This window comes from Pseudomonas mandelii (genome assembly GCF_900106065.1).
GTDB lineage: Bacteria > Pseudomonadota > Gammaproteobacteria > Pseudomonadales > Pseudomonadaceae > Aquipseudomonas > Aquipseudomonas mandelii.
In genome coordinates this window covers 6,363,424-6,378,167 of sequence record NZ_LT629796.1, presented here as the reverse complement: position 1 = coordinate 6,378,167, position 14,744 = coordinate 6,363,424, and the positions used below count along the sequence as shown (strand labels likewise).

12 protein-coding genes are annotated in these 14,744 nt (G+C 59.4%); 5 read left to right on the top strand and 7 right to left on the bottom strand.

Annotated elements, in window-relative coordinates; translation table 11 throughout:
- Nucleotides 1-9: 9 nt before the first annotated feature.
- Complete coding sequence (locus BLU63_RS29445; RefSeq protein WP_010459687.1) at nucleotides 10-1,557, top strand: TerC family protein; 1,548 nt, start codon at nucleotides 10-12, stop codon at nucleotides 1,555-1,557.
- A gap of 62 nt (nucleotides 1,558-1,619) precedes the next feature.
- Here the strand turns inward: BLU63_RS29445 and BLU63_RS29440 are convergent, their stop codons facing one another.
- The 5 genes from BLU63_RS29440 to BLU63_RS29420 form a co-directional block, all read right to left on the bottom strand.
- Nucleotides 1,620-2,387: an SDR family oxidoreductase gene (locus tag BLU63_RS29440; protein ID WP_010459689.1), complete on the bottom strand. Its 768-nt coding sequence runs from the start codon at nucleotides 2,385-2,387 to the stop codon at nucleotides 1,620-1,622.
- Between the two features lie 45 nt (nucleotides 2,388-2,432).
- Nucleotides 2,433-3,500: a phosphotransferase family protein gene (locus BLU63_RS29435; RefSeq protein ID WP_010459691.1), complete on the bottom strand. Its 1,068-nt coding sequence runs from the start codon at nucleotides 3,498-3,500 to the stop codon at nucleotides 2,433-2,435.
- 144 nt (nucleotides 3,501-3,644) lie between these two features.
- Nucleotides 3,645-4,610 carry a 2-hydroxyacid dehydrogenase gene (locus BLU63_RS29430; protein ID WP_010459693.1) on the bottom strand — a complete coding sequence of 322 codons (966 nt, stop codon included), beginning with the start codon at nucleotides 4,608-4,610 and terminating at the stop codon, nucleotides 3,645-3,647.
- Nucleotides 4,611-4,711: 101 nt separating this feature from the next.
- Complete coding sequence (locus BLU63_RS29425) at nucleotides 4,712-5,308, bottom strand: TetR/AcrR family transcriptional regulator (RefSeq protein WP_083376924.1); 597 nt, start codon at nucleotides 5,306-5,308, stop codon at nucleotides 4,712-4,714.
- A gap of 168 nt (nucleotides 5,309-5,476) precedes the next feature.
- The gene (locus tag BLU63_RS29420; RefSeq protein ID WP_010459697.1) at nucleotides 5,477-5,860 is read right to left on the bottom strand and encodes a tautomerase family protein; all 384 of its coding nucleotides are present in this window, start codon (nucleotides 5,858-5,860) and stop codon (nucleotides 5,477-5,479) included.
- Nucleotides 5,861-6,182: 322 nt separating this feature from the next.
- On the opposite strand from BLU63_RS29420, the gene BLU63_RS29415 reads away from it, so the two are divergent.
- Together BLU63_RS29415 and BLU63_RS29410 are read left to right on the top strand one after the other, a co-directional pair.
- Complete coding sequence (locus BLU63_RS29415; RefSeq protein WP_083376923.1) at nucleotides 6,183-7,463, top strand: serine/threonine transporter; 1,281 nt, start codon at nucleotides 6,183-6,185, stop codon at nucleotides 7,461-7,463.
- A 214-nt stretch (nucleotides 7,464-7,677) separates the two neighbouring features.
- Nucleotides 7,678-9,339: a SulP family inorganic anion transporter gene (locus BLU63_RS29410; protein WP_010459701.1), complete on the top strand. Its 1,662-nt coding sequence runs from the start codon at nucleotides 7,678-7,680 to the stop codon at nucleotides 9,337-9,339.
- Nucleotides 9,340-9,419: 80 nt separating this feature from the next.
- On the opposite strand, the gene acnB is transcribed toward BLU63_RS29410, so the two are convergent.
- Nucleotides 9,420-12,029 (bottom strand): bifunctional aconitate hydratase 2/2-methylisocitrate dehydratase, encoded by a 2,610-nt coding sequence (gene acnB / locus BLU63_RS29405; RefSeq protein WP_010459703.1) that lies wholly within the window; start codon nucleotides 12,027-12,029, stop codon nucleotides 9,420-9,422.
- Nucleotides 12,030-12,437: 408 nt separating this feature from the next.
- Here acnB and BLU63_RS29400 point away from each other — a divergent pair, with 408 nt between their 5' ends.
- Entirely contained in the window at nucleotides 12,438-12,908 is a 471-nt protein-coding gene (locus tag BLU63_RS29400) for a DUF1289 domain-containing protein (RefSeq protein WP_010459705.1), read from the top strand.
- 127 nt (nucleotides 12,909-13,035) lie between these two features.
- Here the strand turns inward: BLU63_RS29400 and BLU63_RS29395 are convergent, their stop codons facing one another.
- On the bottom strand, nucleotides 13,036-13,899 hold the full coding sequence (locus BLU63_RS29395; protein ID WP_010459707.1) for a universal stress protein: 864 nt from the start codon (nucleotides 13,897-13,899) through the stop codon (nucleotides 13,036-13,038).
- Nucleotides 13,900-14,060: 161 nt separating this feature from the next.
- On the opposite strand from BLU63_RS29395, the gene miaE reads away from it, so the two are divergent.
- Nucleotides 14,061-14,669, top strand: coding sequence for a tRNA-(ms[2]io[6]A)-hydroxylase (gene miaE, locus BLU63_RS29390; protein ID WP_010459709.1), 609 nt, complete (start codon nucleotides 14,061-14,063; stop codon nucleotides 14,667-14,669).
- The last annotated feature ends 75 nt before the right edge of the window (nucleotides 14,670-14,744 follow it).

Genomic DNA, 14,744 nt, shown 5'->3' with positions numbered 1-14,744 from the left:
ATAATTCCTATGGAATGGATTGCTGATCCCACGGCCTGGCTTGGCCTGCTGACCCTGATCGTGCTGGAGCTGGTGCTCGGCATCGACAACCTTGTGTTCATTGCCATCCTGGCTGACAAGCTACCGCCAGAGCAGCGAGATCGCGCGCGTGTCATCGGGCTGTCCCTTGCATTGCTGATGCGTCTTGGCTTGCTCGCGAGCATCTCCTGGATGGTCACCCTGACCGAACCTTTGTTCGAGGTCTTCGACAAGACGTTCTCGGGCCGGGATTTGATCATGCTGTTCGGTGGTGTGTTCTTGTTGTTCAAGGCAACCATGGAATTACATGAGCGACTTGAAGGGCATGTGACACAACGCACAGGCAATGCGGCCTATGCGATGTTCTGGCCTATCGTTGCGCAAATTGTGGTGCTGGATGCCGTCTTCTCGCTGGACGCTGTGATCACTGCCGTGGGCATGGTGGAGCACTTGTCGGTCATGATGATCGCTGTGATTTTCTCCATTGGCTTGATGATCATCGCAAGCAAGCCATTGACCAATTTCGTCAACGGGCACCCCACCGTCATCATGCTCTGCCTGGGTTTCTTGATGATGATCGGCTTCAGCCTCACCGCTGAGGGCCTTGGCTTCCACATTCCGAAAGGCTATCTCTACGCAGCGATCGGCTTCTCGATCCTGATCGAGTTGTTCAATCAGGTGGCTCGCTCACGCCGCAAGAAGAGTGTGCAAGGTCATCGCCCTATGCGTGAGCGTACTGCGCATGCCGTTTTGCGTTTGCTGGGTGGCCACAAGCTGGGGGCCGATGAAGTCGGCGAGGAAATCGCTGACATGCTGTCAGGTGCAGAGGCCGAGCAGGTTTTCCATCGACGGGAGCGCGTCATGATCAGTGGCGTGCTGCAGTTGGCGGAACGCCCGATACGCGGCGTCATGACTCCGCGTGCGGAAATCGACCACATTGACCTGGCCGATTCTGCAGAAAAAATCCGCACCCAGCTGATGCACTCGCCGTACTCCCGATTGCCGTTGATCCGCAGTGGGCGCGTTGATGAGCCTTTGGGGTTCGTCCACAAGAAGGAGCTGCTCAAAGAGCTGTTGGCCGGGCACCAGCCCAACCTGGAAACCATTGCCCGCCAGGCCATCAACTTGCTGGACAACTTCTCGATTCTCAACGCACTGGAACAGATGCGCAAAGAGTCGACTCACATCGCGTTCGTGGTGAACGAATTCGGTGACTTCATGGGTATTTTGACCATGACCGACATTCTCGAATCCATCGCGGGTGAGTTGCCGGATGCCAGTGAAATTGAAGGCCCGAACATCGTTGTCGAGGAGGGAGGCTTCCTCGTCAGTGGTGCGCTGAATCTCAGCCAGATTCGCGAGCACATTGGCTTCCAGGCTAAAGCGACTGATGACTATCAGACGCTCGCAGGGTTGGTCATGAGCTTGCTGGATCGTCTGCCGGTCATTGGCGACAAGCTCGATTGGCAGGAGTGGAGCATGACCGTTGTGGAGGTCGAAGAACGACGAGTGACGAGGGTGCGATTGCGTAAAAAGTAAGCCGGAGTCCGCTCGGCAAAAGGCAGCCCTGAGGCTGCCTTTTGTTCATCCTGGGCAGTGAATCAGGACAAGAATCCGCCATCCACATTCAACGAAACCCCGGTCGTGTAGCTCGACGCATCGCTGGCGAGGTACAGAACCGCGCCGGCCATCTCGCTCGGATCCGCTACGCGCTTGAGCGGGATCTGCTGCAACGCGGTCTTCAGGATCGCGTCGTTCTTCACCAATGCCGACGCAAACTTGGTGTCGGTCAGGCCCGGCAGCAGGGCGTTGCAGCGGATGCCGAACTGCGCGCATTCCTTGGCGAACACCTTGGTCATGTTGATCACGGCGGCCTTGGTCACCGAGTAGATGCCCTGGAAGATGCCCGGAGAGATGCCATTGATCGACGCGACGTTGATGATGCTGCCGCCGCCGTTTTCGCGCATCAGTTTGCCGGCTTCGACCGACATGAAGAAGTAGCCACGGATGTTGACGTCGACGGTCTTCTGGAAAGCGCCTAGGTCGGTGTCCAGTACGTTGCAGAACTGTGGGTTGGTCGCGGCGTTGTTGACCAGGATGTCCAGGCGCCCGAACTGTTCCTTGATGCCGGCGAAGACCTGGCTGATCTGTTCCATTTCACCAATGTGGCACGCGACGGCGGTGGCTTTGCCGCCGGCGGCGATGATGGCGTCGGCCACATGCTGGCAGCCGTCGAGCTTGCGGCTCGAGACGATGACGTGGGCGCCTTGCTGGGCCAACAGTTTGGCGATGGCCTCACCGATACCGCGGCTGGCGCCGGAGACGAAGGCGATTTTGCCGTCGAGGTCGAACAAGTGAGTCTTGGACATGAGGTTTCCTTGTTATTAGGGCCCGGAATGTAGTTAAAGCCGCGATCAGAGCGTAGATTTCTGGATGACTTGCAGGCTCATCTGCTCCAGCAGTTTGTTCATGTGAATGAACTGCGCGAAGCGTTTGTCCTGGGTCTGACCGTGGAAGAAGCGGTAGTAGATCTGCTGCACGATGCCGGCCAGGCGGAACAGGCCGTAGGTGTAATAGAAGTCGAAATTGTCGATCTGGATGCCAGAGCGCTGGGCGTAGTAATCGACGAATTCGCGACGGGTCAGCATGCCCGGGGCGTGGCTCGGCTGGCGACGCATCAGTTGCACCGGCGCCGGGTCTGTGGCTTCGATCCAGTAGGCGAGGGTGTTGCCGAGGTCCATCAGCGGGTCGCCGAGGGTGGTGAGTTCCCAGTCGAGCACGCCGATGATTTGCATCGGGTTGTTCGGGTCGAGGATCACGTTGTCGAAGCGGTAGTCGTTGTGGACGATGCTGGAGGTCGGGTGGTCGGCCGGCATCTTGTCGTTGAGCCAGGCCTTGACCGCCTCCCACTTTGGCGCGTCCGGCGTCAGGGCTTTTTCGTAGCGATCGCTCCAGCCCTTGATCTGCCGTGCCACATAACCTTCGGGCTTGCCCAGGTCGCCCAGGCCAAAGGCCTTGTAGTCGACACGATGCAGTTCAACGAACTTGTCGATGAAGCTTTTGCACAAGGCTTCGGTTTTCGCCGAATCCAGGCCCAGTTCCGGTGGCAGTTCCGAGCGCAGGATGATCCCGTTGACCCGTTCCATCACGTAGAACTCGGCGCCGATCACCGATTCGTCGGTGCAGTGCACATAGGCCTTGGGGCAATACGGAAAACCGTCGCGCAGTTGATTGAGAATGCGAAATTCGCGGCCCATGTCGTGTGCGGACTTGGCTTTGTGGCCAAACGGCGGCCGACGCAGGACGAACTCCTGCTCCGGGTATTCCAGCAGGTAGGTCAGGTTCGACGCACCGCCTGGAAACTGGCTGATCTGAGGCAAGCCACTCAAGCCCGGAATGTGGGCCTTGAGGTACGGATCGATCAGGCTGGCATCGAGTTCTTCGCCGGTGCGGATACGGGTGGACTGGTCAGTAAGCGCCATGCTTATCCCTTCTGCTTATTCTGGAGGCCTGCGATTATTGGCTAATCTAATGCGCGCACCCGGCACCCACAACCACGAACGGCCCTTATAGGTGAGCGTGTTGCCGGGCAATCATTGCTTTTGATACACCTGTTTGAATGACCCTCAAGGCGCAACCTTGCTCAGTGAGGCCGGCAGGGCAATGGGCGTCAACACGGGACTGCCGGAGAAGAATGCCACCAGGTTACGACCCACCAACTCCACGGTGCCTTGCGTTGCCTCCGGAGACAACCCAGCGACATGCGGCGTCAGGATCACGTTGGTCAGCGCCTTGAGTGCCTCCGGCACGTGAGGCTCGGCATCGAACACATCCAGGGCGGCACCGGCAATGCGTCGTTGCTCAAGCGCAGTGACCAGGTCTGCCGTGGCGATCACCGAGGCTCGGGCGATGTTCACGACGAACCCTTTGGGGCCCAAGGCATCAAGGACGTGTTTATTGATCAGGTGTTTGGTGCCCAGGCCGCCAGGGGTGGCAACGATCAAAAAGTCCGAGGCACGAGCCAGTTCGGTCGGTGTCGAGCAGAAAGTATAGGGGACGTCGCTGCGATGCTGGCGGTTGTGGTAACTCACGGTCATGTCGAAGCCGGCGGCGGCGCGTTTGGCGATGGCCATGCCGACCGCGCCGAGGCCGAGGATCCCCAGGCGCTTGCCGGCCAGGGAGGGGCGCATGATTTTCGGCCACTCGCCGCGGCGTACCGCTGCGTCGCAACGGGGAATGTCGCGAACCAGCGCCAGCAACATCGCCATGGCATGGTCGGCCACTGAAGAGGCGTTGACGCCGGCGCCATTGGTGACGGTGATGTCCCGGTTGGCGGCGGCTTGCAGGTCGACGTGCTCGTAACCGGCACCGATCACGCAGATGATTTTGAGGTTGGGCAGGGCGGCAATTTCATCGGCGTACAAGCCCAATGGACCGCGAGTCAGTACCGCATCAATCTGCGGGCCATGCCGTGAGATGGCGGCGGCGCGCTCGGCCGGCGTCGGGGCCAGAATCAGGTGAAAGCCCTGATGTTCGAGAATCGGCAAGTAATCGTTGATGGTTTCAACCAGTACCAGAACGGTTGCAGGCATGCTGAGCTCCTGTGGGGATTGAATGTCGGATCTCGAATGTTGCTTCAGATTGCTGATTCCAGAGGAGTTTAGCAACGACCGGGGATTGCACACGCCGTTGATCAGACTGATTCACCTTGGGAGGTCAGAAAATGGCGGGCGGCGTCGAGAATCTCATCAGACAGTTCATTCCCCCGCGTGGCGCGAGCCAGGGTCAGCGCGCCGACCATCAAGGAATAATCCACCAAGGCTTGCTGGCGATTGGCTTGGGGCTGATCCGAACCCATCAAAGGGGTGAGCATCTGCAACAACGCTTCCAGCCCCTGGGTATAGGTCTGGTGCAAACCGCTTTCGGCGGTTTCATGGCACATGTCGCCGGCAAACGCCGTGACCGGGCAGCTTTCGCCCGGGTTATCGCGGTTGGCCGCTGACAGGTAGGGCGCGATGATGCTCGTGCGGGCCGAGACGCGGTTATCGTTGGCGTCGATTTTCTGCTTCCAGCGTTCCATCGACTGGGTGAACGCCCGGGTGCAGGCCTCTTTCGCCAGCGCTTCCTTAGAGTCGAAATGACCGTAGAACCCGCCATGGGTCAAGCCGGCCGCGCCCATTACATCAACGACGCTGATCCCGTGCAGGCCGCGCTCGCGAAACAGTCGCGTGGCGGCTTCGACGATGATCTCGCGGTTGAGTTCGGCTTGTTTGCGAGAGACTCGAGGCATGGCGGCTCACAGGTAGGGAAGGTGTTTAGATGACTGGCATCATAAGGAACTGTCGAGCGCGTGTCAGTGAATGACTTTCGCGGCAACAGTCGGCCCGGTCGAAGGGTTTTTCTTTCCCGATTGCGGGATGTCCTCCGAGACCTTGTAAAACGCCAGGCGTGGCGGCAATCAGTTGGCGTATTGAGCGATGCCATTGCCGAAAGACCAGTTCTCGGGTTTGCCTTCCACCAGATTGATGAAGACATCTTCCAGGCGAACACCCAGTTCAGCGTTGAGGCTTTCGGCGATGGTCTTGTAGAGCAGTTTTTTCTGCTCGAGGGTGCGGCCTTCCCGCAAGGTGATCTGGATGATCACCAGGTTGTCCGTACGATTGATGCCCATGTAAACGGGGTCAAAGATGAAGTGGTTCTCGTCGTGTTCGGCGAGGATCTGGAAGTTATCGTTCTCGGGGACGCCAATGGTGGCATGCATGGCAGCGTAGATCAGCTTGCCGATGCGCTTGGCGAAGGTCGGGTCCTGGTTCTTTTTGATATCGACGCGAACGAGTGGCATGGGAGGTCTCCGTAAAAGAGGGCTGCCGGTCAGCAGGTGATTCGAAAATACATGACGCTAATCCTTCACCGAATAGATTTATCAAGACATCTATTTAATTTGATGCAAGAGCGCCACGGGAGCAAGTGTAGGAGAGCGCCACAAAGGCACGCGCCCACAGGGTCTGGATCTGATCCGCACAACCACTCCTCAGCTAAGTCTTTGCTTCTGTTCATTAATCCCGGACAATCGCGCCCCTGTTTCGGCCAGGGCGCTGCCCGTCGGATTTTTCCGACTCGTCCTGACCGGGTAGCAAATGACCGGAATGCGGAGATCCCACCGGATGAATGATCAGGCCAATAGCGTCGACGAACGCTATGTAGCGGCGACACCAGCGACTCTCACTAGCTGGAATCGCCATGACACCATCTGGATGCTCGGCCTGTTTGGCACGGCCATCGGAGCCGGTACCCTGTTTTTGCCGATCAACGCAGGCCTGGGAGGTTTCTGGCCGTTGCTGATCCTGGCGGTGCTGGCATTCCCGATGACCTTTTATGCGCACCGTGGCCTGACCCGCTTCGTGTTGTCCGGCCGCGAAGGCGCGGACATCACCGAAGTGGTGGAAGAACACTTCGGCATCAAGGCCGGTGCGTTGATCACCTTGCTGTACTTCTTCGCGATCTTCCCGATCCTGCTGATCTACAGCGTGGCCCTGACCAACACCGTAGGCAGTTTCCTTGAACATCAACTGCACATCATGCCGCCCCCGCGCGCCGTGCTGTCGCTGGTGCTGATCCTCGGCCTGCTGGCGGTGGTGCGTTGTGGCGAGCAGGCGATCGTCAAGGCCATGAGCCTGATGGTGTACCCGTTCATCGTGGCGCTGCTGTTTCTCGCGGTGTTCCTGATTCCGCACTGGAACGGTGGCATCCTGGCCACGGCGTCGACCCTGCCTGAACCGTCGGCGCTGCTGCACACGCTGTGGCTGGCCATTCCGGTCATGGTGTTCTCGTTCAACCACTCGCCGATCATTTCGGCGTTCGCGGTGGACCAGAAGCGTCGTTACGGCGAACACGCTGAAGAGCGCAGCTCGCAGATCCTCTCCCGCGCCCACCTCTTGATGGTGGCGATGGTGCTGTTCTTCGTCTTCAGCTGCGTGCTGACCCTGTCGCCGGGGCAACTGGCGGAAGCCAAGGCGCAGAACCTGTCGATCCTGTCGTACCTGGCCAACCACTTCAGCAACCCGACCATTGCCTTTGCGGCGCCGTTGATTGCGTTCGTGGCCATTTCCAAGTCATTCCTGGGCCACTACATCGGCGCCAGCGAAGGCCTCAAAGGCTTGATCGTAAAAAGCGGCAAACGCCCGGCGCCCAAGACCCTGGACCGCATGACCGCCGCGTTCATGCTGGTGGTGTGCTGGATTGTCGCGACCCTGAACCCGAGCATCCTCGGCATGATCGAAACCCTCGGTGGCCCGATCATCGCCGCGATCCTGTTCCTGATGCCGATGTACGCGATCCGCAAAGTGCCGGCGATGGCGCGCTTCCGAGGTCAGGCGTCCAACGTCTTCGTGACGGCGGTGGGGCTGGTGGCGATTTCGGCGTTGATCTATTCGCTGACGGCCTGAGCACTGCTTTGATCATTCCCACGCGGGGCGGGGGAACGATCAGGCATAAATAAACGCTGCTCATCTTTCGATGGGCGGCGTTTTTTATTGCGTAGAAGAACGCACACCCCTGATCCAGCGCACCCGTCCCCCAGGATTAGCGGCTAAGCTTGCGGCTGCATCAGCGCGTCGTAGACCGTTTGCCGCAGATTGACCCTTTCTCTGGAGACGCTTTATGGCAGGTGCCCCCGGCGCATCGGTGCAACCCCGTGCCGATACGCCCAACCGTTGGCTCGACGTTATGGCCGGTGTGTCGATTGCCGGTTTGTTGTTGCCCGAGGCCGTTGCCTATTCCAGCATTGCGGCGTTGCCGCCCCAGGCCGGGGTGATTGCGCTGTTTGCCGGGTTGCTGTGCTACGGACTGTTCGGCACCAGCCGTTTTGCCATTGTATCCGCGACTTCATCTTCGGCAGCGGTGCTGGCCGCCGCCACCGCCACGCTGGCCAACGGTGATTCGGGGCTGCGCATGACGCTGGCGATCGGCCTGGTGCTGGTGACGGGTGGTTTCTTCCTGTTGGCCGGACTGTTCAAGCTTGGCCGCGTGACGTCATTTATCGCCAAACCGGTACTGCGCGGCTTTGCATTGGGCCTGGCCGTGACCATCATCCTCAAGCAACTGGCGAGCATCGTTGACGTGCACTTGAGCAACGGCAACCTGATCCGTTTCCTGCCGCAACTGCTGGAGCAGTGGGCGCAGTGGAATCGGGTTGGCTTGCTGGTCGCCGCGGTGGCGCTGCTGGTGTTGTGGGTGTGCGCACGTTTTCGGCGATTACCGGGAGGCTTGCTGGTGGTGGCGCTCGGCATTGCCGCCGGCCAATGGCTGAACCTGCCGGCCTACGGAGTGAAACTGATCGGTGTGATCGACCTGAGCCTTGAAGTGCCCCGGCTGCCGGTGCTGCCGTTTGCCGACTGGCTGCACCTGGGGGAATTGGCGTTTGCCATGGTGATGATTCTGTATGCCGAATCCTATGGATCGATTACCTCGTTTGCACTCAAGCATGGCGACCGGGTTTCCTCGAACCGCGATCTGCTGGCCCTCGGGGCGGCCAATCTGCTGTCAGGCCTGTTCCACGGCATGCCGAGCGGCGCCGGTTACTCCGCGACGTCGGCCAATGAGGCGGCCGGTGCCGGTTCACGCCTGGCCGGTGTGGTTGCGGCGGGGGTGGTGTTGCTGATTGTCTTGACCGTGTTGCCCTGGATTGCCTTGACGCCCGAACCGGTGCTGGCGGCCATCGTCATTCATGCACTGGCGCGCGGCTTGAGCCTGCAGCCATTGGGTCGGTATTTCATCTGGCGTCGCGACCGCTTGCTGGTGATCTGCGCGGTGGCCGCCGTGTTGGTGCTTGGCGTGCTGGACGGCTTGCTGGTGGCGGTGGTGATCAGCGTGGTGCTGATGCTCAAGCAGATGTCTTCGGCGGATATTCAAGTGCTGGGGCAAATGGGTAACGGCCATGATTATGTCGACCTGCAGCGCCATCCCGATGCCCGGGCAATCCCCGGCGTGCTGATCGTGAGGCCCAGCGAGGCGCTGTTTTTCGCGAACGTGGAGCGCATTCTGAGTGGCGCGCTGCACCTGGCCCGGCACGCGGAGCCGCCGGTGCATACGATCATTCTCAGCCTGGAAGAATCCCCCGATCTGGACGGCACCAGTATCGAAGCGCTGGAAGCGTTCTTTATGCAGGTGCGGGCGCTGGACATGCTGTTGATCCTGGCGCGGCTCAAGCACGAAGCCAAAGCGGTGCTTGCACGGTTACCGACGCAGGAAATGGAGCAGGTGATTCTGAGTGGCCTGAGCGTCGACGGCGCGGTGCAACAAGCCCTCAAGCCATCCACATAACCCCTGTGGTAGCGGGCTTGCGGGCATAAAAAAACGCCGCTCATCTCACGATGGGCGGCGTTTTTTATTGCGTTGCAGCGTTAGGCTTGAACGACCGGGATGTTGGCGTTCGCAGCAGCTTCACGGAACTCGGCGATCTGGTCGAAGGACAGGTAGCGGTAAACGTCGGCCGCCATGCTGTCGATCTTGCCAGCGTATTCCATGTACTCCTCGACGGTCGGCAGGCGACCCAGGATGGAAGCAACGGACGCCAGCTCCGCCGAGGCCAGGTAGACGTTCGCGCCGTCACCCAGACGGTTCGGGAAGTTACGGGTCGATGTCGACACCACGGTGGAGTTCGGCTCTACACGTGCCTGGTTACCCATGCACAGCGAGCAGCCTGGCATTTCCATGCGAGCGCCGGCCTTGCCGTAGATGCCGTAGTAGCCTTCTTCGGTCAGCTGGTGAGCGTCCATCTTGGTCGGCGGCGACAGCCACAGACGGGTTGGAAGCTGACCTTTGACCTGATCCAGCAGTTTACCGGCAGCGCGGAAGTGACCGATGTTGGTCATGCACGAACCGATGAACACTTCGTCGATCTTCTCGCCAGCAACGCTGGACAGCAGACGGGCGTCGTCCGGATCGTTTGGCGCGCAGAGCACAGGCTCTTTGATGTCGGCCAGGTCGATTTCGATGATTTCAGCGTATTCGGCGTCAGCATCGGCAACCATCAGCTCAGGGTTGGCAACCCAGGCTTCCATCGCTTGAGCACGACGTTCCAGGGTACGCGCATCGCCGTAGCCTTCACCGATCATCCAGCGCAGCAGGGTGATGTTGGAGTTCAGGTACTCGGTGATGGATTCTTTCGACAGCTTGATGGTGCAACCGGCAGCCGAACGTTCAGCCGAGGCGTCGGACAGCTCGAAAGCTTGTTCGATGCTCAGGTTGTCCAGGCCTTCGATTTCCAGGATGCGACCGGAGAAGGCGTTCTTTTTGCCTTTCTTCTCAACGGTCAACAGGCCAGCCTGAATCGCGAAGTAAGGAATGGCGTGAACCAGGTCACGCAGGGTGACGCCCGGTTGCATTTTGCCTTTGAAGCGCACCAGGATCGATTCCGGCATGTCCAGCGGCATGACGCCAGTGGCGGCGGCGAACGCTACCAGGCCAGAACCGGCCGGGAACGAAATGCCCATCGGGAAGCGGGTGTGCGAGTCACCACCGGTACCGACGGTGTCCGGCAGCAGCATGCGGTTCAGCCAGCTGTGGATGATGCCGTCGCCCGGACGCAGGGAAACGCCGCCGCGGGTCATGATGAAGTCTGGCAGGGTGTGGTGGGTGGTCACGTCGATCGGCTTTGGATAGGCCGCGGTGTGGCAGAAGGACTGCATCACCAGATCGGTCGAGAAGCCCAGGCACGCCAGGTCTTTCAGTTCGTCACGGGTCATAGGACCGGTGGTGTCCTGAGAGCCGACGGTGGTCATCTTCGGTTCGCAGTAGGTGCCAGGACGAACGCCTTTGCCTTCTGGCAGACCGCACGCCTTGCCGACCATTTTCTGTGCCAGGGTGAAGCCTTTGCCGGTGTCGACAGGCGCTTCAGGCAGTTTGAACAGGTCGGTAGGGCCCAGGCCCAGTTCGGCACGTGCCTTGTCGGTCAGGCCGCGACCGATGATCAGCGGAATACGGCCGCCAGCACGAACTTCGTCCAACAGTACCGGGGTCTTCATTTCGAAGGTGGTCAGGACTTCGTCAGTGCCGTGTTTGCAGACTTTGCCAGCATGCGGGTACAGGTCGATCACGTCGCCCATGTGCATGTTGGTCACGTCGAATTCGATTGGCAGTGCGCCGGCATCTTCCATGGTGTTGTAGAAGATCGGAGCGATTTTGCTGCCGAAGCAGAAACCGCCGGCACGCTTGTTCGGCACGAAAGGTACGTCGTCACCGAAGAACCACAGCACCGAGTTGGTGGCGGACTTACGCGAAGAACCGGTACCGACCACGTCACCGACGTAGGCGATCGGGAAGCCTTGACCGCGCATTTCTTCGATCTGCTTCATCGGACCGGTGACGCCCTGGGCGTCAGGCACGATGCCTTCACGGGCCATTTTCAGCATGGCGAGGGCGTGCAGCGGGATGTCCGGGCGGGACCAGGCGTCCGGAGCAGGGGACAGGTCGTCGGTGTTGGTTTCGCCGGTGACCTTGAACACGCGCAGGCTGATCTTGTCGGCCAGCACAGGGCGGTTCTTGAACCACTCGCCGTCAGCCCAGGATTGCAGCACGCCTTTAGCGTGTACGTTGCCGTTCTTGGCTTTTTCAGCGACGTCGTGGAACGCGTCGAACATCAGCAGGGTGTGCTTGAGTTCTTTGGCAGCGACTGGCGCCAGTTCGGCGTCGTCCAGCAGATTGACCAGAGTCACGATGTTGTAGCCGCCCTGCATGGTGCCGAGCAGTTCAACAGCGCGTTTCTTGTCGATCAGAGGGGAGGTTGCTTCGCCTTTGGCGAGGGCAGACAGGAAACCGGCCTTTACATAGGCTGCTTCGTCCACGCCTGGCGGAATGCGATTGGTGATCAGGTCAACGAGGAAAGCTTCTTCGCCAGCCGGGGGATTCTTCAGCAGCTCGACCAGGCCTGCAGTTTGTTCGGCGTTTAGCGGCTGGGGAACGATACCCAGTGCTGCACGCTCTTCGATATGTTTGCGGTAGGCTTCAAGCACAGTTATTACCCTCATCAGTGGTCCCAAATGGGTGTCCGGGACGCTCATCCCGAAATTGCCGTACTCATGCGCTGCGTGGCGTTGTGGGCCACTTAGCCAGAATTACCGACAATTCCTTACAGAAGCTGCTTTCAAAGTTTTACGCCTGCAGAACGGGGAGCTGATGAGGGTTGGCGTAGAGCTTTTCCCCGCTGGAAAAACCCTTCGCCAACTCCGCTCTGAAGGAACGACTGTGCTCGTGACGCTTTGAAAACAGCTTCTAACGGACATTGGCGCCTTAAAAGGCTGGCTGATTCTACGGCAAAAAAAAATTAAAGGTAAGTTGGCCCCTCAAGATTGAGGGGTGATCAATGTTAGACAAAGGGCTAACATGCCGGCCTGTTCTGCTTTCCCGTGTCCTCCTGACCTATGCCCAATCAGACCATCAAGACCCCCTGCGTCGGCCTCTGTTCCACTGTTTACGGTGATCTGGTGTGCCGTGGCTGCAAGCGTTTCCACCATGAAGTGATCAACTGGAATGGTTACAACGAGGAGGAAAAGCGCGCGGTGTGGCTGCGTCTTGAGCAGTTGTTGTCCCAGGTGATGGCCAGCAAGCTGGAAATTTTCGACCCGCAGCGCCTGCGCTTGCAACTGGAGCAGCGCAAGATCCGCTTTGTGCCGCATCAATCCGAGTATTGCTGGGCTTATCAGCTGATCGCCCGTGGTGCGCGGGTCATCAATAACCTGGAAGCCTACGGGATGGTGCTGATGCCGGAGTTTCGCGACTGGAACCTGCCGGAATTGCGTGACGCCATTGATCGGGAATTCTTTTTGCTCTCTGAGGCGCATTATCAGCGCTACATTGCGCCGGGGTTTCTGAAAGACGCTTTTGGCGGCTGAACATTAAGTGCTTCGCGGGCAAGCCTCGCTCCTACAGGGGGTGTGTCGTACACAACGGGTGTGATCAACACAAACCCTGTAGGAGCGAGGCTTGCCCGCGAAGGCGTACTACCCGACGCCGCAAATCTCAATGCTGCGTCACAATCTCCTCCAGATGATCCATGATCGTATCCGGCTTCAGCACCAGCACATCGCTCTCCACCGCATCCAGCACCACTTCCGCCGTATTCCCGATCAACGCTCCGGACAACCCGGACCGCGCAACAGTGCCAATCACCGTCACCGCCGCCTGCAGCTTGTGCACCATGAACGGAATCAATACATCCGCCGGACCTTCCTCGATGTGCAGGTGATCATCATCGATATCGAACTCGGCCTGAAAGGCCTTGCACTGCTCGCGATAGCGCTCCTCGATGGTTTCGCTGAGCTGCAGCGTAGGGTCCGCCGCCGACAGCATCGGTGACGGATGGGCACTGACCACGTGCAGTTTGGCCTTGGCCAGGCTGGCGATGTCGTAACCGTGATCGACGATGGTGGCGTGCAACGTGCGGTGTTCGCCATCGGCATTGCCGACGTCAATGGCCGCGAGAATGACCCCGCCGGTCCACGGTTTAGAGGTTTTCACCAGCAGCACCGGCGTCGGGCAATAACGCAGCAGTTTCCAGTCCGCCGGGGTCAGCAGGGCTTTTTTCAACGGGCTGTCGGGGTAATGCTGTTTGATCACCAGCCCGCAGCCTTCCGCCTGCTGCACATCGACGATGGTTTCATGCAGGCTCTCATTCCAGGCCTGCTCGGTGGTGACGCTGTAGCCGTCCTGCAACAGTGCCGCCTTGAGCACGCCCAACATGCCGCTGTGGTCATGCTTGCGATCGCACACCAGCAGATGCAGATGCGCCTGGGTCACGCCTGCAATCAGTTTGGCCCGTTTGAGCGCCAGGCTTTCCGAGTGTTCGGGTTCGATGACCACCAGGATGCTGCGAATGGCTTGCATGATCGGGATCTCCAGGAAGGTAAAAAATACTGCGTTGGACAACTATAGTTGGTCGCCGCCAACCCGGTACTTGATGCATATCAACGGCGGCGACTGGTGGTCTGGCGGCAGGCCGGTATAATCGGCGCCCTTCGATTCAGACCTTTTATTCCGTGAGCCCCATGATCCTTCCCGAAATTCACGAGTTCCTCGGCTGCCGAACCCCCGATGGCTGGGTCCAGGCCGCGCTTGCCGATCAGGACACCTTGCTGATCGACCACAAGAACTGTGAGTTCAAGGCGGCCAGCACGGCGTTGAGCCTGATCGCCAAGTATCACTCCCATGTCGACCTGATCAACCTGATGTCGCGCCTGGCCCGGGAAGAGCTGGTGCATCACGAGCAGGTCATGCGCCTGATGAAAAAGCGCAAGATCGAGCTGCGTCAGCTGTCCGCCGGGCGTTATGCCTCGGGCCTGCGCAAAGTGGTGCGCAGCCACGAGCCGGTCAAGCTGGTGGACACGCTGGTGGTCGGCGCATTTATCGAAGCCCGCAGCTGCGAGCGTTTCGAGGCGCTGGTACCGCATCTGGACGAAGAACTGGGCAAGTTCTATTTCGGCTTGCTGAAGAGCGAAGCGCGGCATTTCCAGGGTTACCTGAAACTCGCTTACCAGTACGGTGATGCCAAGGATGTTGCGCAAGTCATTGACCGGGTCCGTGCCGCCGAGCAGGAACTGATCGAGTCGCCGGACGTGGAGTTCCGTTTTCACAGCGGTGTCCCGGCATCGGCGTGATTCGCCCTCCGCGCGTTGCAATCTTTTGCGACTGAATTGTTAAAAACTCTTAAGAGTATGAAAGATCACTGAAAA

Excerpts from the sequence above, each read along its gene's own strand:
- BLU63_RS29445 (WP_010459687.1), top strand. The coding sequence starts at position 10 with ATGGAATGGATTGCTGATCCCACGGCCTGGCTTGGCCTGCTGACCCTG.
- BLU63_RS29440 (WP_010459689.1), bottom strand. The coding sequence starts at position 2,387 with ATGTCCAAGACTCACTTGTTCGACCTCGACGGCAAAATCGCCTTCGTC.
- BLU63_RS29435 (WP_010459691.1), bottom strand. The coding sequence starts at position 3,500 with ATGGCGCTTACTGACCAGTCCACCCGTATCCGCACCGGCGAAGAACTC.
- BLU63_RS29430 (WP_010459693.1), bottom strand. The coding sequence starts at position 4,610 with ATGCCTGCAACCGTTCTGGTACTGGTTGAAACCATCAACGATTACTTG.
- BLU63_RS29425 (WP_083376924.1), bottom strand. The coding sequence starts at position 5,308 with ATGCCTCGAGTCTCTCGCAAACAAGCCGAACTCAACCGCGAGATCATC.
- BLU63_RS29420 (WP_010459697.1), bottom strand. The coding sequence starts at position 5,860 with ATGCCACTCGTTCGCGTCGATATCAAAAAGAACCAGGACCCGACCTTC.
- BLU63_RS29415 (WP_083376923.1), top strand. The coding sequence starts at position 6,183 with ATGAATGATCAGGCCAATAGCGTCGACGAACGCTATGTAGCGGCGACA.
- BLU63_RS29410 (WP_010459701.1), top strand. The coding sequence starts at position 7,678 with ATGGCAGGTGCCCCCGGCGCATCGGTGCAACCCCGTGCCGATACGCCC.
- BLU63_RS29400 (WP_010459705.1), top strand. The coding sequence starts at position 12,438 with ATGCCCAATCAGACCATCAAGACCCCCTGCGTCGGCCTCTGTTCCACT.
- BLU63_RS29395 (WP_010459707.1), bottom strand. The coding sequence starts at position 13,899 with ATGCAAGCCATTCGCAGCATCCTGGTGGTCATCGAACCCGAACACTCG.
- miaE (WP_010459709.1), top strand. The coding sequence starts at position 14,061 with ATGATCCTTCCCGAAATTCACGAGTTCCTCGGCTGCCGAACCCCCGAT.